18 protein-coding genes are annotated in these 21,172 nt (G+C 61.9%); 8 read left to right on the top strand and 10 right to left on the bottom strand.

Annotated elements, in window-relative coordinates; translation table 11 throughout:
• The first annotated feature begins 6 nt into the window (after nucleotides 1-6).
• A complete protein-coding gene (locus QLG10_RS03715) occupies nucleotides 7-1,194 on the top strand; it encodes a type II secretion system F family protein (protein ID WP_188263539.1) in 1,188 nt (395 codons plus the stop codon).
• A gap of 173 nt (nucleotides 1,195-1,367) precedes the next feature.
• Nucleotides 1,368-2,036, top strand: coding sequence for a hypothetical protein (locus QLG10_RS03710; RefSeq protein ID WP_282485541.1), 669 nt, complete (start codon nucleotides 1,368-1,370; stop codon nucleotides 2,034-2,036).
• Nucleotides 2,037-2,145: 109 nt separating this feature from the next.
• Here the strand turns inward: QLG10_RS03710 and QLG10_RS03705 are convergent, their stop codons facing one another.
• The 5 genes from QLG10_RS03705 to QLG10_RS03685 form a co-directional block, all read right to left on the bottom strand.
• Nucleotides 2,146-3,030 carry a LysR family transcriptional regulator gene (locus tag QLG10_RS03705; protein ID WP_282485540.1) on the bottom strand — a complete coding sequence of 295 codons (885 nt, stop codon included), beginning with the start codon at nucleotides 3,028-3,030 and terminating at the stop codon, nucleotides 2,146-2,148.
• A 186-nt stretch (nucleotides 3,031-3,216) separates the two neighbouring features.
• Nucleotides 3,217-3,843, bottom strand: a complete 627-nt coding sequence (ycaC, locus tag QLG10_RS03700; RefSeq protein WP_020796367.1) for an isochorismate family cysteine hydrolase YcaC — start codon at nucleotides 3,841-3,843, stop codon at nucleotides 3,217-3,219.
• 70 nt (nucleotides 3,844-3,913) lie between these two features.
• Entirely contained in the window at nucleotides 3,914-5,752 is a 1,839-nt protein-coding gene (locus QLG10_RS03695; RefSeq protein ID WP_110753728.1) for an amidohydrolase, read from the bottom strand.
• Nucleotides 5,749-6,351 carry an antibiotic biosynthesis monooxygenase gene (locus tag QLG10_RS03690; protein ID WP_110753730.1) on the bottom strand — a complete coding sequence of 201 codons (603 nt, stop codon included), beginning with the start codon at nucleotides 6,349-6,351 and terminating at the stop codon, nucleotides 5,749-5,751. The genes QLG10_RS03695 and QLG10_RS03690 overlap by 4 nt, the downstream gene beginning before the upstream one ends.
• 721 nt (nucleotides 6,352-7,072) lie before the next feature.
• Nucleotides 7,073-7,993 carry a LysR family transcriptional regulator gene (locus QLG10_RS03685; RefSeq protein WP_020800188.1) on the bottom strand — a complete coding sequence of 307 codons (921 nt, stop codon included), beginning with the start codon at nucleotides 7,991-7,993 and terminating at the stop codon, nucleotides 7,073-7,075.
• Nucleotides 7,994-8,150: 157 nt separating this feature from the next.
• Between QLG10_RS03685 and QLG10_RS03680 the strand changes: the two genes are divergently transcribed.
• Entirely contained in the window at nucleotides 8,151-8,633 is a 483-nt protein-coding gene (locus QLG10_RS03680) for an AraC family transcriptional regulator (RefSeq protein WP_248678382.1), read from the top strand.
• Here the strand turns inward: QLG10_RS03680 and QLG10_RS03675 are convergent.
• Together QLG10_RS03675 and QLG10_RS03670 are read right to left on the bottom strand one after the other, a co-directional pair.
• A complete protein-coding gene (locus QLG10_RS03675) occupies nucleotides 8,623-9,447 on the bottom strand; it encodes an alpha/beta hydrolase (protein WP_110753738.1) in 825 nt (274 codons plus the stop codon). The genes QLG10_RS03680 and QLG10_RS03675 overlap by 11 nt on opposite strands.
• Before the next feature lie 32 nt (nucleotides 9,448-9,479).
• Nucleotides 9,480-10,055: a flavodoxin family protein gene (locus QLG10_RS03670; protein ID WP_110753740.1), complete on the bottom strand. Its 576-nt coding sequence runs from the start codon at nucleotides 10,053-10,055 to the stop codon at nucleotides 9,480-9,482.
• A gap of 289 nt (nucleotides 10,056-10,344) precedes the next feature.
• Here QLG10_RS03670 and QLG10_RS03665 point away from each other — a divergent pair, with 289 nt between their 5' ends.
• Nucleotides 10,345-13,149 (top strand): winged helix-turn-helix domain-containing protein, encoded by a 2,805-nt coding sequence (locus QLG10_RS03665; RefSeq protein ID WP_282485539.1) that lies wholly within the window; start codon nucleotides 10,345-10,347, stop codon nucleotides 13,147-13,149.
• On the opposite strand, the gene QLG10_RS03660 is transcribed toward QLG10_RS03665, so the two are convergent.
• Complete coding sequence (locus tag QLG10_RS03660) at nucleotides 13,114-14,607, bottom strand: winged helix-turn-helix domain-containing protein (protein WP_188263542.1); 1,494 nt, start codon at nucleotides 14,605-14,607, stop codon at nucleotides 13,114-13,116. The two genes, QLG10_RS03665 and QLG10_RS03660, sit on opposite strands and share 36 nt — an antisense overlap.
• A 160-nt stretch (nucleotides 14,608-14,767) precedes the next feature.
• The gene (locus QLG10_RS03655) at nucleotides 14,768-15,718 is read right to left on the bottom strand and encodes a GlxA family transcriptional regulator (protein ID WP_248678379.1); all 951 of its coding nucleotides are present in this window, start codon (nucleotides 15,716-15,718) and stop codon (nucleotides 14,768-14,770) included.
• Between the two features lie 182 nt (nucleotides 15,719-15,900).
• Here QLG10_RS03655 and QLG10_RS03650 point away from each other — a divergent pair, with 182 nt between their 5' ends.
• Nucleotides 15,901-16,623 (top strand): pirin family protein, encoded by a 723-nt coding sequence (locus QLG10_RS03650; RefSeq protein WP_188263544.1) that lies wholly within the window; start codon nucleotides 15,901-15,903, stop codon nucleotides 16,621-16,623.
• Between the two features lie 115 nt (nucleotides 16,624-16,738).
• Here the strand turns inward: QLG10_RS03650 and QLG10_RS03645 are convergent, their stop codons facing one another.
• Nucleotides 16,739-17,611: a LysR family transcriptional regulator gene (locus tag QLG10_RS03645; protein ID WP_282485538.1), complete on the bottom strand. Its 873-nt coding sequence runs from the start codon at nucleotides 17,609-17,611 to the stop codon at nucleotides 16,739-16,741.
• Nucleotides 17,612-17,724: 113 nt separating this feature from the next.
• On the opposite strand from QLG10_RS03645, the gene QLG10_RS03640 reads away from it, so the two are divergent.
• The 3 genes from QLG10_RS03640 to QLG10_RS03630 all read left to right on the top strand — a co-directional run bounded on the left by QLG10_RS03640 (nucleotide 17,725) and on the right by QLG10_RS03630 (nucleotide 21,172).
• Nucleotides 17,725-18,939, top strand: coding sequence for a YbfB/YjiJ family MFS transporter (locus QLG10_RS03640; protein ID WP_282485537.1), 1,215 nt, complete (start codon nucleotides 17,725-17,727; stop codon nucleotides 18,937-18,939).
• 104 nt (nucleotides 18,940-19,043) lie between these two features.
• Nucleotides 19,044-20,045, top strand: coding sequence for an NAD(P)H-quinone oxidoreductase (locus QLG10_RS03635; protein ID WP_282485536.1), 1,002 nt, complete (start codon nucleotides 19,044-19,046; stop codon nucleotides 20,043-20,045).
• Nucleotides 20,046-20,218: 173 nt separating this feature from the next.
• Nucleotides 20,219-21,172, top strand: coding sequence for an alpha/beta fold hydrolase (locus QLG10_RS03630; protein WP_282485535.1), 954 nt, complete (start codon nucleotides 20,219-20,221; stop codon nucleotides 21,170-21,172).

The raw sequence follows: 21,172 nt of genomic DNA, 5'->3' as shown, positions 1-21,172 counted from the left end.
GCGACCATGCGTTTTCACCTCAAGGCGGTAGGCAAGGCCGGTGTGGTTTCGATGACGGTCGAAGCGCCGGGCGACAGTGAAGCCCGGCGCATCGCCGAAGACCAGGGGCTGCGGGTGGTCAGCCTGCACGCCGAACGACACTGGCGGGCACTGCGCGTCAAGCAGCGTGAAACCTTCAACCTGGTGTTGTTCAGCCAGGAACTGACCACACTGCTCAATGCCGGCCTGCCGTTGATCGATGCGCTGGAAAGCCTGGCGGAAAAAGAGAATGCGCCGCAAGCCCGCAAGACTTTGAGCGAACTGGTGCGCCTGCTTTATGAAGGCAAATCGTTTTCCCAGGCATTGGCCCAACTGTCGGCAGTGTTTCCGCCGCTGTACGTGGCGTTGGTTCAGTCCAGTGAGAAAACCGGTGCCGTAGGCGATGCGCTGGGTCGATATGTCAGCTATCGCCAGCGCATGGACGAGGTTCGACAGAAGATCGTCAGCGCGTCGATCTACCCCATGCTGTTGCTGGTGGTGGGCGGTGGCGTGGTGCTGTTCTTGATGGGTTATGTCGTGCCGCGCTTCAGCCTGGTGTTCGAAGGGCTGGGGTCGAACCTGCCGTGGCTGTCGCAGATCCTGATGAGCAGCGGGATGTTCCTGCACGCCCACCAGGGCGAATTCTTTGGCGCACTGGCGGCGATCGTCATCGCCCTCGCCTTTCTGCAACGACAACCGGCCTTTCGTCGAGGCCTGGACCGCCTGATCGAAAAACTCCCGGCGGTGCACCAGCGCATCTTCATGTACGAATTGGCGCGTTTCTACCGTTCCCTGGGGATTTTGCTGCAAGGCGGCATTCCACTCGTCACCGCCATGGGCATGGTCCGCAACCTGCTCACCCCGGCCTCCCGATTGCGCCTGGACCAGGCCTGCGAACGGGTACGCGAGGGGCAGTCGTTGTCGACGGCGCTGGAACTCAATCACCTGGTGACCCCTGTGTCCCTGCGCCTGCTACGCGCCGGCGAGCAGTCCGGCAACCTCGGACAGATGATGGAGCGCAGCGCCGACTTCTACGACGAAGAAATCAGCCGCTGGATCGAATGGTTCGTGCGCCTGTTCGAACCCTTGCTCATGACCTTCATCGGCCTATTGATCGGGGTGATCGTGATTTTGATGTACATCCCGATATTCGAGCTGGCTTCCAGCATTCACTGAGCCCTCTGGGGACGGGGCCTGGCGGTTTGTTGCAGGATTTATCAACGTTGCACCGAATAAAATTTCAAGTTGAGGTGTTAACCGACGTACCTACTGGATTTTCCCTACCGAACGAAGCAGCACGCGGCATGGTTTATCAACGTTGCAAATGAAAAAAGAAGACGGAGATCGATATGCACATGAACAAGCTTTTGTTGGCTGTGGCTATTGGCGCAGTTCTGTCAGCGTCTACCGTACTGATTCCGGACAACTTGTCGGGGGTTTCGAGCGCTCAAGCTAAAGAAGGCGGTAGTGGTGGCGGTGGTGGCGGTCACGGCGGCGGCAGTGGTGGTGGTGGCGGCGGCGGTCACGGCGGCGGCAGTGGTGGTGGCGGCGGCGGCGGTCACGGTGGCGGCAGTGGTGGTGGCGGCGGCGGCGGTCACGGTGGCGGCAGTGGTGGTGGTGGCGGCGGCGGCGGTCACGGTGGCGGCAGTGGTGGCGGCGGCGGTGGTAATGGCGGCGGTCACGGCGGCAACAGCGGCGCCAGCGGTCATAGCGGCAGCGACCACGCTTCGGGGCACGCCGGCAATACAGCCTCGAATTCCGGGCGTAGCAGCAACCACGCCGAACCGGGTGACGATCACGGCGTACATCGCGCCGGCGAAGTCGGTGATGACCATGGGGTTCATCGCGCCGGTGATGACCATGGCGTGCACCGTGCCGGCGAAGTCGGCGACGATCGCGGCGTGCACCGTGCCGGTGAAGTCGGTGACGATCGCGGCCTGCATGCCGCCGGCGAGCCAGGTGACGATCGTGGCGTTCACGTCGGTGGCGAACCGGGCGACGACAAACGCGTCAACTGACCTGCTTTACCCCTTGCAGGAGCGAGCCTGCTCGCGAGAAACGTCCAGACAACGGATGCATTCAGACTGCCCGCGTCATCGTTGACGTCCATCGCGAGCATGCTCGCTCCTACAAGGGGTCCAGGCGGTCACGCAAAAACTCGATCAACGCCTGCACCGGTCGCGACGTCTGACGATGCTGCGGATACACCGCCGACAACGTCAGCGGCTGCGGTTGAAACTCCTCCAGCACCGCCATCAGTCGCCCGTCCTTCAGAGCCGAACCGACAATAAACGTCGGCAAATAGGCAATCCCCATCCCGGCAATCGCCGCGTCCTTGAGCAACTCGCCATTGTTGACCCGCATGCGCCCGGTGACGTTGACCAGCAACGGCTTGCCCTGCCCCTCAAAGCGCCATTGCACTTGACGCCCGTGGCCATAAGGCAGGCAGTCATGATGGTGCAAATCATCGGGTTTGAGCGGCGTGCCACGCTCCGCCAGGTAAGTCGGGCTTGCGCAATAGACACGCTGGACAGAGGCGATGCGCCGCGCGATCAGCGTCGAGTCTTCCAGTACTCCGATGCGCAAGGCCAGGTCATAACCTTCGCCGAGCAGATCCACCGGGCGATCGCTCAAGTCCACCTCCACCGTGACATCCCGATAGCGCTGCAAAAATTGCGGCAGCAGGCATCCCAGGTGCGCGAGCGCAAACGACAGCGGCGCACTCACTCGCAGGGTGCCACGCGGTTCGGTAGTCTGCCCAGCGATACCTTGCTCCACCTGCTCCACTTCACCGAGCAAGCGCAAGGCCGACTCGTAGTAACGCTGGCCCAGGGGCGTGACATCCAGCCGCCGGGTCGAGCGATTGAGCAGTCGCACGCCCAGTCGCTCCTCGAGTTGCATCAAGCGGCGGCTGACAAACTGCTTGGACAACCCCAGTTGATCGGCCGCGGCGGTGAAGCTGCCGGAGTCCATCACCTGGCAAAAAATTCGCATATCTTCGAACGGGTTCATTGTCATGCCTTTGGTTGACAGTCAGGCACTTTATAGCGACTTCTCCCCTTTTTATCACCCTATCGCATAACAATGTGGCAGCGAGCCTGCCCGCGAAGACGACAGGCCAGACACTGTTGCAGTGTCTGTCAAACCGTTTTCGCGAGCAGGCTCGCTCCCACAAGGTTCGCGTTTTGGCCGACGTTCTTACTTGGCGGTGAACGTGGTGTAGCTGTTGATCAAGTTGCGGTAGTTCGGCAGACGTTCGGACAGCAGGTTGGCCAGGCCTTCCATGTCGTTGCGCCAGTCGCCTTGCAGCTCGCAGGCCACGGAGAACCAGTTCAGCAGATGAGCACCGGCGGCCGACATGCGGGCCCAGGCAGCCTGTTGCACGGTGGTGTTGAAGGTGCCGGAAGCGTCCGTCACCACGAACACTTCAAAACCTTCGGCAATGGCCGACAGGGTCGGGAACGCAACGCACACGTCCGTTACCACGCCGGCGATGATCAGTTGCTTGCGACCGGTGGCCTTCACGGCCTTGACGAAGTCTTCGTTGTCCCAGGCGTTGATCTGGCCCGGACGGGCAATGAACGGCGCATCCGGGAACTGCGCCTTGAGCTCCGGCACGATCGGACCGTTAGGCCCTTTATCGAAACTGGTGGTGAGGATGGTCGGCAGCTTGAAGAACTTGGCGATGTCGCCCAGGGCCAGCACATTGTTCTTGAACTCGTTAGGCGAGAAATCCTGCACCAGCGAGATCAGGCCGGTCTGGTGATCGACCAGCAGCACAACAGCGTCGTCTTTGTTCAAGCGAGAGTACGGTACGTTGCTCATGAATAAACTCCTTGGTGGATGGTTGTCGCTTGCTGCGCGCGACCAGGAGGCCGGCGCTTATGGGTATTCGTCAAAAAGCAAAGCACGAGCAGCCGAAGGCGCCCCAGAAACCGGCAAAATCACTGACGGGTGCATTCGACAGACGCGCCCGTTCATGGCTGTGCGAGTGCACCGCGCAGGGACCGCTGCACTGGTGAACCTGCGCCTGCAGCGGCGAGTTCGGCCGCCAGTGCCCCGGTACTTTCACCACCGGCGACCAGTCCGGCAGCACCGGCACGCTGGCAGGTCCCAGCTTCTCGAAATCCCCGGCGGCATACACCACCTTGCCGCCGACCACGGTCAGTACCGACTCGATCCATTTGATCGCTTCTTCCTCGACGCTGAAAAAGTCCGCGCTCAATGCGGCCACGTCCGCCAGTTGCCCAACCTTGATCTGACCTTTCTTGCCCTGCTCGGAAGAAAACCAGGCGCTGCCATGGGTGAACAGTTCCAGCGCGGTCTGCCGCGACAAGCCCTCGGCGTGCAACGCCAGGCCACCGACGGTGCGACCGCTGACCATCCAGTACAGCGAGGTCCAGGGGTTATAACTCGACACCCGCGTCGCGTCGGTGCCGGCACCGACCGGCACACCTTCGGCCAGCATGCGCTGGATCGGCGGCGTGGCTTCGGCCGCCTTGGCGCCGTAGCGCTCAACGAAATATTCACCCTGGAACGCCATGCGATCCTGAATCGCGATGCCGCCACCCAACGCCCTCACCCGCTCGATGTTGTGTGGGGTGATGGTTTCGGCGTGGTCGAAGAACCAAGGCAAACCGTTGAACGGTATGTCACGGTTGACCTTCTCGAACACGTCGAGCATGCGGCTGATGGACTCGTCGTAGGTGGCGTGCAAACGGAACGGCCAGCGCTGTTCGACCAGATGGCGCACCACCGGCTCAAGCTCGTCTTCCATGCTTTGCGGCAGGTCTGGGCGCGGTTCGAGGAAGTCCTCGAAATCCGCCGCCGAAAACACCAGCATCTCCCCGGCGCCGTTGTGCCGCAGGTAGTCGTCGCCCTGATGCAACTTGACGCTGCCGGTCCAGTTCTGGAAATCCGCCAGCTCTTCCTTGGGCTTCTGGGTAAACAGGTTGTAGGCGATGCGAATGGTCAGTTGCTGGTCCTTGGCCAACTGCTCGATCACCTGATAGTCGTCCGGATAATTCTGGAAACCACCGCCGGCATCGATGGCGCTGGTCAGTCCCAGGCGATTGAGTTCGCGCATGAACTGGCGCGTCGAGTTGACCTGATACTCCAGCGGCAACTTCGGCCCCTTGGCCAGCGTCGAGTACAGAATCATCGCGTTGGGGCGCGCCACCAGCATTCCGGTGGGGTTGCCATTGGCGTCGCGCACGATCTCGCCACCCGGCGGGTTCGGCGTATCGCGGGTGTAGCCGGCAACGCGCAGCGCCGCACGGTTGAGCAAGGCGCGGTCGTACAAATGCAGGACGAACACCGGGGTATCGGGCGCGGCCTGGTTAAGCTCTTCGAGCGTCGGCATGCGCTTTTCGGCGAACTGGAATTCATTCCAGCCCCCGACCACCCGCACCCATTGCGGCGTTGGCGTCCGGTCGGCCTGCTCCTTGAGCATACGCAGCGCATCGGCCAGCGACGGCACACCTTCCCAGCGCAGTTCGAGGTTGTAGTTCAAGCCGCCACGAATCAGGTGCAAGTGCGAGTCGTTGAGCCCGGGAATCACGCAACGGCCCTTGAGGTCGATCACTTGCGTGCCCGAGCCACGCAACGCCATGGCCTCGGCATCGCTCCCCACTGCGACAAAGCGGCCATCACGGATGGCTACCGCACTGGCGTGTGGGTTCTCACGGTCTACGGTATGAAATTGGCCATTGAACAGAATCAGGTCGGCGTTCATCGCGTTTCCTTGGGCGAAGTGGATGAGGACAGCCAGGGCGCGAACAAGCGCGTCGCCATCGGCATGAACAGGTACACCACCGACAGCACGATGGTCAGGGTGATCAGGAATGTCGCGACCACGTATTGGGAGAGAAAGGCGTTGAGTTGCAACAGCGGTCCCCAGAGCAACGGCACCAGCAAGGTATGCGGCAGAATCACCAACAGCGTGACCACAGCCTGCTTCCAGCGCGGCGGCGGCGAGCCCGTCTCGGCCTGCGGGGCGAACCAGAATTCGTTGACCGGATTGACCTCGGTCTGGTCGCCGTCGGCCAGCATCGGCGTGGCTTCTTTGACCAACGCCTGGCGTTGCGGCGAATCGAGCCAGCGCTGCATCGCGCCGGGGGAACAAAAACGCAAGACGCAAGTGTACATGTCGAGGCCGGCGTTCTTGCCGCGCATCACATCCACACCCAGGTGCCCTTCCTGCTGTCCGGCGACACTGACAATATTGCGCAGCCAAGCCTCGTAGGGCACTTCAAAACCGGCTTTGACCCGGTGTTTGATAACCAGGGTCACGACCTCCTCGAAAGGCGAGTCGGGCACGTTGGAATCAGGCATGACGCAGGGCTCCGGCGAAACGATAGGGGGGGCGAACAGACAACCACGGGAGTTGATCGCCGCTATTGAGTTGGATAGTGCCGTTGCGGAGAAGAAAAAAATTGAATGTACGTGCTGTCTTTGCGAGGGGACGCGCAGCCACGGGACAACAGGGGTCGTTGTGGTCGCGCGCTTGCTCGCGATGGCGCAGCGTGTCAGTTAATATAGCTGTTGAATGACGAACCGCATTCGCGAGCAGGCTCGCTCCCACAGTGGGTCCGTGTACATCTGCAGGAAACAGGTCGGCTGTCAGGCCGCCATCGCGAGCAGGCTCACTCCTACAGTGGGTCTGTGTACATCTGCAGGAACCAGGTCGGCTTGGAGGCCGCCTTCGCTGGCAAGCCAGCTCCCACAGGGGATGGGTACATCTGCCAGATGTTGGTCGGCTGTAAGGCCGCATTCGCGAGCAAGCCCGCTCCCACAGGAGATTGGGCACATCAGGAAGGTCAGGTCGGCTGGGAGGCCGCCTTCGCTGGCAAGCCAGCTCCTACAGAAAAGCAAAAGCAAAGCGGCGTACACCACCCCGCTCTTCACCACTCATCAGGCCGAGCGTTAGCTCGCCTTCAGCTTTTGATCTTGATCTTGATCTAGGGACTCGCCGTAAGGGCGAAACCATAAGCCGCCGTTACCGCAGCAACGGATATGTACTCAAACAACCAGGTCGACTACCAGGCCGCCAAGGTCAAGCCAGAACAGCCAAAGGCTCAGACATGAACTGACTGATGCGCGACCGCAACCAGCGCTCCGCCGGATCATTGTCATGCACCCCACTCCACGCCATCGACAACTGCGCCGCGGCAATCTCGAACGGCGGATCTTCAGCGCGCAAGCCACACCCCTCCACCAACGCACAAGCTGCATAATCGGGCACCGTGGCAATCATCTCGGTCCCGGCGAGCAACGCGCGCAAACCACTGAACTGCGGAACCCCCAGCACCACACGGCGGGTGCGACCCACCTTCGCCAGATCCAGATCGATATTGCCGCTCAGGTCTCCGGAAAACGAGACCATCGCATGGGGACGCGCACAATACTCATCCAGGGTCAGCGTTCCTGGTCGCTTGTCACCGCGCAGCACTTTGCAGGGAATATCGCGCAGTTTCTTGCGCTTGGCATTGGCCGGCAACTCGGTGGTGTAGCTGACGCCCACGGAAATTTCCCCCGACGCCAGTAAGGCCGGCATCAGCAGGTAATTGGCCCGGCGTACCACCACGACAATGCCCGGTGCTTCTTCCTGCAGCTTGCTCAGCAGTGGCGGGAACAACCCGAACTCGGCATCGTCCGACAGGCCAATGCGAAACACATCGCAACTGGTCGCCGGATCGAACTCCTTGGCACGACTGACCGCGCCGGAAATGGTATCCATCGCCGGTTGCAGTTCCTTGAGAATCGCCAATGCCCGCGCCGTCGGCTCCATGCTTCTACCGTTGCGCAACAGCAAAGGGTCATCGAACAGATCGCGCAACCGTCCCAGGGCCGCGCTCACGGCAGGCTGGCCCATGAACAGTTTTTCCGCGACGCGGGTCAGGTTCTTCTCGAACATCAAGGCTTCGAAAATCACCAACAGGTTCATGTCGACGCGGCGCAGATCGTTACGGTTCATAGGCACGGTTCCTTTTTGTGTTGAGCCAGGCGCGAGGCAGCGATTGTGTCTGACTTTACGCAAGAGTGCCCGCCATGGACGAGGAATTAACAACGTTTAACTCGCAAGCCAGAGCCCTGGAGTTCAAGAATGAAGCCTACCGACACGGACATTCGCCATGGCTCAGTTGCAGCAAAGCGCCGCCCGCGCGGCAGTCGCACACACACAAGGCAAAAGCACCAGCGGCCTCAGTCCGCAGCGCGAGCGGTTGGTCAAACGACTGATCCTCGAGCGCCTCGGAGAAACCCTGCAAGTGACCGAGCTGGCCCAGGCCTGTTCGCTGTCGCGCAGTCATTTTTCCCGGGCGTTCAAGTGCAGCACCGGTTGCTCACCCCAGGAATGGATCCGCCAACAACGCATCGCCCGGGCCAAGCTGCTGATCCAGCACACTGACCTGAGCCTGACGCAAATCAGCCTCGAATGCGGCTTCTGCGACCAGGCGCATTTCTGCCACATGTTCACCCGCAGTGAAGGCATCAATCCGTTTGCCTGGCGTTGCCGCACAGTACGCGCCCTTCCCGCCTCACCCGCACAAACATCCCTGCAAGAGCCGGCGATGGCGACTTCGCGAACGCCATCGCCGGCATACATCAACCCTTGAGGAATGCCAGCAGATCGGCGTTGAGCTGATCCTTGTGGGTGTCTGTCAGGCCATGGGGCGCGCCAGGGTAGACCAACAGCTGCGAATCTTTCACCAATCCTGCCGACGCGATACCCGCGGCCTCGATCGGCACCACCTGGTCGGCGTCGCCGTGCACCACCAGCGTCGGCACGTCGAATTTCTTCAGGTCTTCGGTAAAATCGGTTTCCGAGAATGCCTTGATGCAGTCGTAGGCGTTCTTGTGGCCGGCGGTCATGCCCTGCATCCAGAACCAGTCGATCATGCCCTGGGACGGTGTGGCGCCGGGCTGGTTAAAACCGAAGAACGGGCCGCTGGCGAGGTCCTTGTACAGCTGCGAGCGGTTCACCAGCGAAGCCTGGCGAATGCCGTCGAACACTTCGATCGGCAGGCCGCCGGGATTGGCGTCGGTCTTGAGCATCAGCGGTGGCACGGAGGAAATCAGCCCGGCCTTGGCCACCCGCCCGGTACCGTGACGACCGATGTAGCGCGCCACTTCACCGCCACCGGTGGAGAAGCCGAACAGCACGACGTTGTGCAAGTCCAGGTGTTCGATCAATTGCGCCAGGTCATCGGCGTAGGTGTCCATGTCGTTGCCGAACCATGGCTGGCTGGAACGGCCATGTCCACGGCGGTCGTGGGCAATGACGCGGTAGCCCTGGGTGGCCAGGAACAACATCTGCGATTCCCAACTGTCGGCATTGAGTGGCCAACCGTGGCTGAAGACGATCGGCTGACCGCTCCCCCAATCCTTGAAATAGATCTCGGTGCCGTCGCGGGTGGTGAACGTACTCATGGGGTGTGCTCCTTACGTGGGGTTGAGGTCAATCAATCGGATGTGCGGCGCATTCGCTCGGCCAGCCGCGCCACGCGCTCGCCCAGGTGTGCCGCGGTGCAGCGGTCCTCGGCGGGCGGTGCGAGGTCGGGGGACTGTTCGACATTCGACTGGGCCATGGCGCCCAACGAACTGCCCAGCCGGTTCATCTGGCCGTCGAATTCGCCCGTGGCGGAGCGCGCGGGCAGCAGGTCGAGGCCGACCCAGATCATCGAATGCTGGGCCGCGAAAACCGCCATCTGCAGCAGGGTGTTGAGTTTGTCGCCGCACAGGCAGCCGGAATTGGTGAAGCCGGCAGCCAGCTTGTCGCGCCAGGGTTGCGCCAGGTAAAACGCCGCCGTAGCCTCCATGAAGGCCTTGAAGGCTGCCGAAGCGCTGCCCATGTAGGTCGGGGCACCGAAAATGATCGCGTCGGCGTGGTGCAAACACGCCCAGTGTTCGCCCACGTCTTCGACGGCAATGAGTCGGCAGGTGCTACCCACGTGCCGTTGCACACCCTGGGCCACGGCTTCGGCCATGACCCGGGTGTGCCCGTAACCGCTGTGATAGACCACCACCACGCTGCTCATCTCTGGCGTCCTCCAGACATGTAGAATCCATTTAGGGTTCGCAGTCTTGGCGTAGACCGGACGCACGACGAGTTAAACGTTGTTAATTTTCCCAGGCACGCCAAAAGCCCCGGCGACCCGGTTTAATGCATCTTCGACCAATGTTCACGGGACCGCCCGCCATTACCTGATACACGACATTCAATGCGTTTGAGCAACAGTCACTCGCGCAGCGCATTGCAAGGCGGCAAAAACCTGAGGAATATGCTCGAAAAGCGCGTCCCAGACGCATGCATACAGGAGTGAACCGTTGACCCTCGCCCCCGAACAGGCTGTGCATTTCGGCCCCTACAGGATCTACCCCGGACGACGTCTGGTGATGGAATCCGAACGGCCCCTGCGCCTGGGCCGACGCGCCATGGACATCCTGTTGATCCTGCTGGAGCACGCCGGGAAGGTTGTCAGCAAGCAGGACTTGATGGCGCAAGTCTGGCCCGACAGCGTGGTGGAAGAGATCAACCTGCGGGTACACATGGCAGCCTTGCGCAAAGCCCTTGGCGACGGTCAGGCCGGCCAGCGCTACATTGTCACCGTGGCCCAGCGTGGCTACAGCTTTGTTGCGCCGTGCGCGCTGGAGCACAGCGGGCAAGGCCTACACAGCGACGCCGGGACATTGAGTGGCCACAACCTGCCCTTGCGCAGCACCCGTCTGATCGGTCGTCAGGTGCTGGTCGACAACCTGGTGGCGCAGCTGCCACGCCAGCGTTTCATCACCCTCGTCGGCCCCGGCGGTATCGGCAAGACCACGGTCGCGCTGCGCGTTGCCGAGCAACTGATCGGCCATTACCGAGATGGCATCCGCCTGCTGGACCTGGCACCGATCAACGATCCAGCGATGGTCTGCGGTCACCTGGCGGCAGTGCTGGAACTGTCCCTGCACGACAGCGAACCGATGAACAGCCTCGCCACGTTCCTGCGCGAACGGCATATGTTGCTGGTCATCGACAACTGCGAACACTTGGTCGACAGCCTGGCATTGCTGTGTGAAAGCCTGCTGCGTGGCGCGCCGCAGGTGCATATCCTGGCCACCAGCCGCGAGAGCCTGCGAGCCGAAGGCGAATACGTGCAGCGCCTGGAATCACTGGACTGCCCTCCGCCCATTGCCGTGCTGGACCACACCCAAGCGCTGGGTTTTTCCGCAGTGCAGCTATTTGTCGAGCGGGCCATGGCCAACCACGACAGCTTTGAACTGACCGACGCCCAATTGCCGCTGGTGATCGATATCTGCCGGCGCCTGGACGGTATTCCGCTGGCCCTGGAACTGGCGGCCGCGCAGGTCGCGAACCTTGGCCTGCAGGGTTTGCTGACGCAGTTGCAGCAAAGCTTTGGCCGACTGACCCACAGCAACCCGACGACCCTGGGCCGGCACCAGACCCTGCGCACGACGCTGGACTGGAGCTTCAACCTGCTCAATGCCTGCGAACAAACCTGCCTGCGTCGACTCGGCATCTTCCGCGGTGGCTTTACCCTGGAATCGGCGGCGGCGGTGATCGTGGGTGAACACATTGAACCGAGCGAGGTGTTTGGCTCGATCACGCAATTGGTGGCCAAGTCGCTGTTGAACGTGGACGTCGGTGACGAAGCGGTTTTCTACCGCCTGCTCGACACCACCCGCAGTTATGCCCTGGAAAAACTCGAACAGTGCGCTGAATTGCCCGCTACCCGCGACCGTCACGCCCAGAGATGCCTGGTACTGATGCAGCAGGCGCAAAACGACTGGGAGCATATTCCCACCGGGCAATGGATCGAACGGTATGCCCGCAGCCTCGAAGACCTGCGCGCGGCGCTCGACTGGGGGCTGTCTGCGCCAGGCCCGCATGCGTTGGCGATCCGCCTGACCGCGACATCCACGCCACTGTGGCAGGAACTGTCGCTACTGAACGAGTACGGCGGTTATGTGCGCAAGGCCCTGACGCTCCTCGACGCAGCACCCGAGCCCTGTCCGCGCTTGAAAATGCTGCTGAAACTGGCTTTGGGCAGTACCAGTTATCACACCCAGGGCGGCACTGCGCAAACCGTCGAAGCCTTCGTCAGCGCACGGGCCCTGGCCATTCACTGCAACGATGTGGCCGGTCAGTTGCGCGCCATTTCCGGGCACCTGGCCGTCAACCTCAGTTGCGGCCACTATCAAATGGCCCTGGAACAGAGCGAGCAATTCGACCGACTGGGGCTGCACAATGACGCCGCACTGTCCTTGAGCACCCATCGCCTGCGCGTGCTGACCCTGCACTTTGCCGGCGACCAGCAACGGGCGCGGATGAACGCCGAAGAGGTGATCCAGCGCATGGCCCACAGCGGTCATCTCAATCGCTTCACCCATGGGTTTGGCGTGCAATACGACCAGAGCGTCGCCGCCCTGACCATCCTGGCCCGCATCCTCTGGATTCAAGGCCACCCCGAGCAAGCCTGGCGTACGGCCCGGCAGGCGCTGGACGTTGCGCTGCAGATCAACCATGGCACATCGATCTGCTACACCCTGGCCCTGTCGGGCTGCCTGATCGCCCATTACAACGGCGACAGGCAAACCGCTCGCGAACTCTTGCGCCTGCTGCTGGAGCAAGCGCAGAAGCACTCGGTGCTGCTGTTCCATACCTGGGCTCGACACTATGCGCAGGTCATCGACAGTGCCGACGCCCAGGCGTCACCTCGTCCGGGTGCGGGTTTGATCAAGGAAATCATGGTCACCCTCGACAGCGGCCTGGTCGATGACGATTTACTGCAACGCGCCGAAACCGGCGCGGCAGGCTGGAGCACCGCGGAGATTCTGCGGGCCAGGGCCAATGCGCTGCTGGCGGCCGATTGCCCGGTGAAAAACTGTACCGCCGAGACCCTGTTGATCAAGGCGCTCAACATAGCAAAAGCCCAGGGTGCCCTGGCCTGGGAGCTGCGTAGCGCCACCTCGCTGGCGCGGCTTTGGCAACGCCAGGGCCGCTACCGACAAGCCCGGGAGTTGCTGTCGCCGGTCTACCAGCGGTTTACCGAAGGCCATGCCACCCCGGACCTGGTCGCTGTACAACGGTTACTCGCAGAGTTGCAGGGCCATGGGCCTGGCTGAAGGTCGGCGGCTGTGACTGACGTAGCCGGCGTAGCGCATTTCGTAGGTGCGCAAGGCCCCGCTCTGTTCGAGTTTTTCCAGGGCATAGCAGCGGGTCGTATTGAGCAAGCGATAACGGGTCACACCCCGGACTTGCTCCACCGACACCAGCGATTTGAGCGCCAGGCTCTCCATGGTGCTGGCCAGACTCGACGGCGGCAGCATTGCGCAACTGATCACCTCCAGCGCCGCGTCATTAGTAAACGCCGACTTGAACACTGCCAGACGCTGCAACACGGTTTGCTCCATCGGTGCCAGCCGCTCATAGCTCCAGTCCAGGGCCGCTTTCAGGGTCTGGTGCCGCGGGACTGCCGTGCGTCGCCCCTGGGTCAGCATCTGAAAACAGTTATCCAGTTGCGCCTGCAGTCCCACCAGCGCCAGTGCATCGATCTGCGCGGCGGCAAGCTCGATGGCCAAGGGCAAACCATCGAGTCGCCGACAGATTTCGCGCACAGCCTTGAGGTCCTGCTCGCGCAGGGCAAATCCTTGCTGGCGAGCTCGGGCGCGGCTGACGAACAGCTGCACCGCCGAATAACTCATGACCTCATCGAGACTGCACAATGCCGACGCGGGGGGTACCAACAGTGGCGGTAAAGGCAGGAGCACTTCCTCGGTGACCCGCAGCGGTTCACGACTGGTGACCAGGATCGACAGGCGAGGTGCCGACGTCAGCAACGCCTCGACCAACGTCCGGCAGCCTTCCAGCAGGTGTTCGCAATTGTCCAGGACCAGCAATGCATGCCAGCGCCCCAGCGCGTCCACGTCCGCTCCGATGCCCAGCGGCAAGGTGCGCGTCAGATGCTCGACCAGTTGCGCCGGGTCATCGATCAGCGCCAGATCCACCCGCCACACGCCATCGCGATAGTGCTGCAACAGCAATTCAGCGACACGCAGCGCAACGGTGGTCTTGCCGATGCCACAGGGCCCGACCAGTGTCATGCAACGGCGCACCGGCAACTGGCGCACCAGACTGCCGACAACTGCGTCGCGACCAGTAATGGGCGTAAGCCGTGCCGGCAAATTGTGCGCCGGGCTCGCAAAGGCGTCGCAGGGCCATGGAGTCACCTCCAGCGCCTGTCGCACTGGCGCGACAAAGCTGTAGCCACGTTCAGGAATAGTGGCGATGTAGCATTGCCCGTCGTGCCCGCCCTGTCCGTCACGAAAGACCCGACGCAGCGCCGCAATGTGCACGCGCAAGTTGATTTCCTCGACCACCGACCTTGGCCAGACCCGGGCGATCAGCTCGTCTTTGCTGACCACCGAGCCTGCACGCTCGACCAGCACCTGCAGGATATCCAACGCGCGCCCGCCCAGGCGCAACGGCTGATCACCTTCCAGGACCAGTCGCTGCTGGAGGTGGAACGCGTAGGGACCGAAGTGCAACACCGCGTCGCTGGTTACGTTTGTAAGGCTGTTCATCCACTGTCACCCGCTGGAAAACTGCACGGCACGCAGAACCTTCCAGGCGCTGCGTGCCTTCATTGCAATGAGCTCAGCGGTATCTTGGCAGGCCCGGGTGACGGTACAACAGCCACGGGGGGAGCGTCACGGCCATTAGGGTGCGCACGACGGACAAGGGCTAGCTGAATTGCTCACGATACTGGGTCGGGGTCAGGCCAAGCTTTTCACTGAACAGGAAACGCATGTGCCGCACGCTGCCGAATCCACTTTTGAACGCTACGGTCTTGAGCGGCAAGTCACCGGATTCCAGCAGGCTCCTGGCGCAGTCGATACGTGCGCTTTGCAGAAACTCCATGGGTGTCATGTTCACTTCCCGGGCGAAGACCCTGGCGAAATGCCGCGGGCTCATATTCGCCAGGCCGGCCATGCGTTCAATGCTGAAGGTTTCGTCCAGATGTTCGAGCACATGGTTCTGCACCCGGGTAATCGCCGTTTCGTGCGCAGCCACTGCCGCCATCAACGGGCTGAACTGCGCCTGGCCACCCTGGCGCTTCATGACCACCAACAACACCTTGGCCACGTCCTGGGCAACCTTCTTGCCATGGTCTTGGGCGACCACCGCCAGCGCCAGGTCAATGCCGGCGGTGACGCCGCCGGAAGTGATGAGGTTGCGGTCCTGGACATAAATCTGGTCGGTCTCGACCGTGGCCTGGGGGAACGCCTTGATCAACCGGTCGGTGTAATGCCAGTGGGTGGTCACGCGATAGCCGTCGAGCAAACAGGCGTGTCCCAGCACAAACGCCCCGGTACAGATCGAACCATAGGTTTTCGATCGACTGACGTTGTGCTTGAGCCACTCGAGCAAGGGCGGATGTTTTTCGTTGTAGGCACCAGGCCCACCGGGCACCAGCAGCAAATCAAAGCCATCACAGGCCTGGTCGACAGGCAGGTCCGCCTGCACCTTCACGCCATTGGACGCCCTCAAGGCGCCGGGCTCGGTGCCAAGGGTCGTCAGTACATAGTGGTCATCGGGTTTCAAGTAACGATTGGCAATGGAAAACACCTCCATGGGCCCGGCCATATCGAGCAGGAGAAAGTCGGGAAACAGCACCATTGCGACAGTTTTCATGGGTTCAACATCACTGGAAAAAAAGGATATGTACTGCGCACTTGTGGGAGCGGGCCCTCAGACGCATTATTGTCAACTTGAAAGAGACAGTATTTCAATTTTCAGCTACTTATTGCATCAATCGATAAATATTAACCTTCTCCTCACTCGGACGAATTGACGTCCCCACAGGAGATTTCATCATGCTGACCCTTCGCAAAGCATCGGATCGTGGCCTGGCCAATCACGGTTGGCTGAAGTCGTTCCATACCTTTTCCTTCGCCAGTTATCGCAACCCGAAGGAACAGGGTTTTTCCGACCTGCTGGTGATCAACGATGACCGCGTGGCAGCCGGCAAGGGTTTCGGCCAGCATCCGCACCGCGACATGGAGATTTTCTCCTATGTGCTCGAGGGTGCGCTGGAACACAAGGATACCTTGGGCACTGGCTCGGTGATCCGTCCCGGCGACGTACAGTTGATGAGTGCCGGCAGCGGCGTGGCGCACAGTGAGTACAACCACTCGGACTCGCGCCCCGTGCACTTCCTGCAAATCTGGATCGTCCCGGACGTCAGCGGAGCCAAACCGCGCTATCAGCAAGAACACTTCAGCACCCAGAAGAAGCGCGGTCGCCTGCAATTGATCATCTCCCCCGATGGCGCCAAGGGCTCACTGAAAGTGCGCCAGGATGCGCGAGTGTATGCCGGCCTGATCGATGGCAAGGAAACTGCGACCCTGGAACTGGCCGCCAATCGCTACGCCTACGTGCATGTGGCGCGCGGTCACGTCGAACTCAACGGCGTGCCGATGCAGGCAGGCGACGGTGTGCGGGTTCGCGAAGAACAGTTGCTGACCCTGAGCAATGGGGTGGATGCCGAGGTGCTGGTGTTCGATCTGCGGCCGCAAGAACTGCCAGAAATGCCGTAATAAACCTGTAGGAGCGACCATGCTCCGGGTGGCGTTCCGACGAAAAACCTGAGCACGCCACGGGGTGTCAGGTTTATAGCGTCATCGGTAACGTCTATCGCGAGCATGCTCGCTCCTACAAGGTCCCGGAAAAACCTTCGACAATCTCATCAATCACCGCACGGACCCTCGCGGTATGCCGAAGGTCCGCGTGGGTCACCAGCCACACGTCATACGGTAACGTGCGCGTGCGCTCCGGCCACAGCCGGACCAGTCCATCCTTCTCTCCCATGTACACCGAAATTTCCCCGATCCCGATCCCCGCGGCAATCGAACGCCGCACCAGCAGGCTGGAATTCAAGCTCGCGGCGATCCGCCCGCGCACCACGGGTTCGTTGACCAGTGTCATGTCCTTGCCGGCCTGCAGGTACGGTTGATACACCACCAGATCATGCCCATCGAACGCCGAGCCCGGCTCGGGTATGCCGTGGGCGTCCACGTAGGCTTGCGAGGCGAACAGGCCCACCGGCCAACGGGCGATTCGCCGGGCTATGAGGTCCGGGTTGTCCGGCCGGGTATTGCGCACGGCGATGTCGGCTTCGCGCTTGGCCAGGCTGAAGATTTGTGTCGAGGCGTCCAGTTGCACCCGCACGTCGGGGTGACGTTGATGCAAGCGAGCGACGGCCGGGATCAGGAAGTCGATGGCCAGAGAGTCGGTCGTAGTCACCCGCACGATGCCCGTCAACCGGTCGTCGAGGCCCTGGATGCGCCGCTGCAGTTCCAGAGCCGAATGCTCCATTTTCTCAACCGCGCGCATCGCCGCTTCGCCCACGGCTGTCAGCGCGTACCCGTCGCTGGTGCGCAGGAACAACGTGGCGCTCAATGATTTTTCCAGCGCAGTGATGCGCCGTCCCACCGTGGCCTGATCGACACCCAATACCCGCGCGGCACCGCGCAGTGTTGATTCGCGGCAGACCGCGAGAAACACCCGTGCGTCATCCCAATTCATCAGGTCCTCCATCAGATGCATTTACGCATCACCATAGCGCGAAATCGCTGCATTAGTGCATCACAGAAGTTGGTTAAGCTGATCACCAGTAAAAAATCTGCAGGAGAGCGCTCATGCTCACTCCCACGAACACCCCACGTAACGCATTCTGGCTACCGATCCTTGCCGGCCTGTGCGCCAGCCTGGTCAGCATCGGCCTGGCGCGGTTTGCCTATACGCCGTTGATTCCCTCGCTGATCCAGGCCCATTGGTTTTCCGCCAGCGACGTGGTGTACCTCGGCGCCGCCAACCTGGTGGGCTACCTGGTCGGTGCACTGGTCGGCCAGCCGCTGGCACGTCGCACGTCCAACAAAAGCGCACTGCGGCTGATGATGCTGGCGGTCACCCTGTCGTTCTTCGCCTGTGCGTTCCCCTTGTCGGTGAGCTGGTTTTTCGGCTGGCGTTTACTCTACGGTGTCGCCGGCGGCGCGATCATGGTGCTGGTGGCGGCCACGGTGTTGCCCCATGTGCCCGCCTCGCGCCGAGGCCTGGCCAGTGGCGCGATCTTTCTCGGCATAGGGCTGGGCATTGCCGGTTCGGGAACGATCGTTCCGCCGTTGCTGAGCCTGGGCCTGCAGCAAACCTGGCTCGGCCTCGGTTTGCTGGCACTGATCCTGACCGCCATCAGCTGGTTTGGCTGGCCGGCGGTCGCACGCCAGGCAATGACGACAGAGACGCACCATGGCGCGCCGACCCGCACCCACCCGGGTGTCTACCTGCTGTTCGCCCAATACGCACTCATGGCGGCGGGGCTGGTGCCGGCCATGGTATTCCTGGTGGATTACGTGGCTCGCGGCCTCGGCGCCGGGCAACATGTCGGCGCACTGATCTGGGTGATGTACGGCCTCGGCGCGATTGTCGGGCCGGTGAGCTATGGTTTTCTTGCGGATCAGTTGGGCGCCAAGCGCAGTATCCGCCTGGTGTTGCTGGTGCAGGCGATTGCCGTGGCTGCGCTGTCGGTATCCAGCGCCTTCGCCTCATTGGCCGTGCTGGCGCTGATCCTCGGATCGTTCCCACCCGGCATCGTGCCGCTGGCACTGGCACGGGTTCACGAACTGGTCCCTGGGCATCATCAGCAACAGGTGGTCTGGAGTCGCGCCACTGTGTCCTTCGCCACCTTCCAGGCCATTTCCGGTTTCGCGTATTCGGCCCTGTTCAATGCCAGCGGCGGCCATCATGGGCTGATGTTCGAAATTGCGGCCGGAGCCATTGTGATGGCGTTGTTGCTGGAGTTGGCGGTGCGCTTGATGAATCGACCTGACCCTGTTGTTCAGGCCAGTTGCCCATGAAGGTCAAAAGATCGCAGCCTGCGGCAGCTCCTACAGATGTCTGCATTCCCATGTACGAGCTGCCGCAGGCTGCGATCTTTTGATTTTCCACACAGGTATATGCAATGAATTTGCCTAAAGACATGACCTTGATTGAAATCACCCAACCGGGTGGCCCCGAAGTCCTGCAACCGCGCCAGGTACCCTTGCCCACGGCGGGCGTCGGTGAAGTGCTGATCCGCGTACACGCCGCCGGGGTCAATCGCCCCGACGTGATCCAGCGCGCCGGCAAGTACCCGATGAAACCCGGCATGAACCCGATCCCGGGACTGGAAGTGGCCGGTGAAGTGGTCGCCGTTGGCGCGAAAGTCAGTGATTTTATCGTCGGCGACAAGGTCTGTGCGCTGACCAATGGCGGCGGCTATGCGCAGTACTGCGTGGTCCCGGCCAGCCAGGCCCTGCCGATACCCGAAGGCATGGACTGGGTGCAAGCGGCGGCGGTCCCGGAGACCTTCTTTACGGTGTGGGCCAATCTGTTCGACATGGGCGGCGCCAGCAAGGGCCAGCGCGCGTTGATCCACGGCGGCACCAGCGGCATCGGCACCACCGCGCTGATGTTGTGCCGCGAATTCGGCATCAAGGCATTCGCCACGGCGGGCAGTGAGGAAAAGTGTGCGGTAATCCGCCAATTGGGCGCCGAGGCGATCAACTATCGCGATCAGGACTTCGTCCAGGTCATTGCGCAAAAAACCGCCGGCAAAGGCGTCAATGTCATCCTCGACATCATGGGCGGCTCGTACCTGAACCAGAATATCGCGGCGTTGGGCATGGAAGGTCGACTGGTGATGCTGGGCTTCCTCGGCGGTGCCTTCGGCAAGGACGTCGATTTGCTGGCGATCATGGCCAAGCGCGCCGTGGTCACCGGTTCGCTGTTGCGTTCGCGCACCCGGGAAGAAAAAGCCTCGATCGCCGAACAGTTGCGCGAATACGTTTGGCCGGTGCTGGCGGCCGGGCGCTGCCTGCCGATGATCGACCAGGTTTATCCGCTCACCGAGGCGGCGCAGGCCCATACGCGGATGGAAGCCGGCGACCACATCGGCAAAATCGTGCTGCGCGTGGACCTGTAGGAGTCGGCTTGCTGGCGATGGCGGTGTGTCAGACAGCATCAATGTCAACTGTGCCATCGCCTTCGTCGCAGCGCCGCCTGGAGCAACCCCGCTCCCACAAGTCGCATTTTCCCCCACCCCGCGCGCGCATCTGTTAAAACGCGCACTTCATGTCCGTACCGGTGAACCACCCGATGGCCACTGCCCTTCTCACTCGTCTGCGCCTGCGCTGGCTGCCGCTACTGTGCATGGCTGCGCTGATCGTTGGCCTGCCCGTGGGTTGCGGCGCACTCAAGTACAAAGAGCGCGAGTTGCTGTTTCGCATTGAACCGGGCACGGCCAACTGGTATCGCGGTTTGCCTGGGGACGTACAGGAGTTCGACATCAAGCCCGTCGGGTTCAAGGCCGGGCAAAACCTGCATGCCTGGTGGTGGCCGGCCGCACGCCGTGACGCGCCATCGATTCTCTACCTGCACGGCGTACGCTGGAACCTGACCGGCCAGGCCTTTCGCATCGAGCAGTTGCGAGCCATGGGCTACTCGGTGCTGGCGATCGACTATCGCGGATTCGGACAGAGCCAGGGTGACCTGCCGTCGGAAGCCAGCGTTTACGAAGATGCCCGGGCCGCCTGGGATCGTTTCACCGCGATGCAACCGGATGCCAGCAAGCGCTTGATCTACGGACACTCCCTGGGTGGCGCGGTGGCCATCGACCTGGCGGCGGACCTGACCGCCCAGGCGAAAAAGGCAAAACGCCCGGTCCCGGTGCGCGGCCTGGTGATCGAATCCACCTTCACCTCACTGGGCGATGCCGTCACTGAAGTCGCGGGCAACAACCTGCCGGTGACCTGGTTGCCGGTGCGCTGGTTGCTGTCGCAGAAGTTCGACTCCATCGACAAGATTGTCGACATCGACATGCCGTTGCTGGTGGTCCATGGCCTCGCCGATCAGTTCATGCCGTCACGCTTCAGTCAGCAGTTGTTCAATGCGGCCAATGAACCCAAGCGCTTGTTGCTGATACCCGGCGGCACGCACAACAACAGCATGAGCCTGGGCGGCAGCCAGTATCGCCAGGCACTCGAAGGCCTGATGCGGGCAAAACCGCAGATAGCCGGGGCTAAGGGTTCACGGGGTGCCGAGGATTCCTGA

This window comes from Pseudomonas sp. V98_8 (genome assembly GCF_029967975.1).
Lineage (GTDB): Bacteria > Pseudomonadota > Gammaproteobacteria > Pseudomonadales > Pseudomonadaceae > Aquipseudomonas > Aquipseudomonas umsongensis.
The sequence above is the reverse complement of the archived record's forward strand: the minus strand, read 5'-3'. Positions and strand labels throughout refer to the sequence as shown.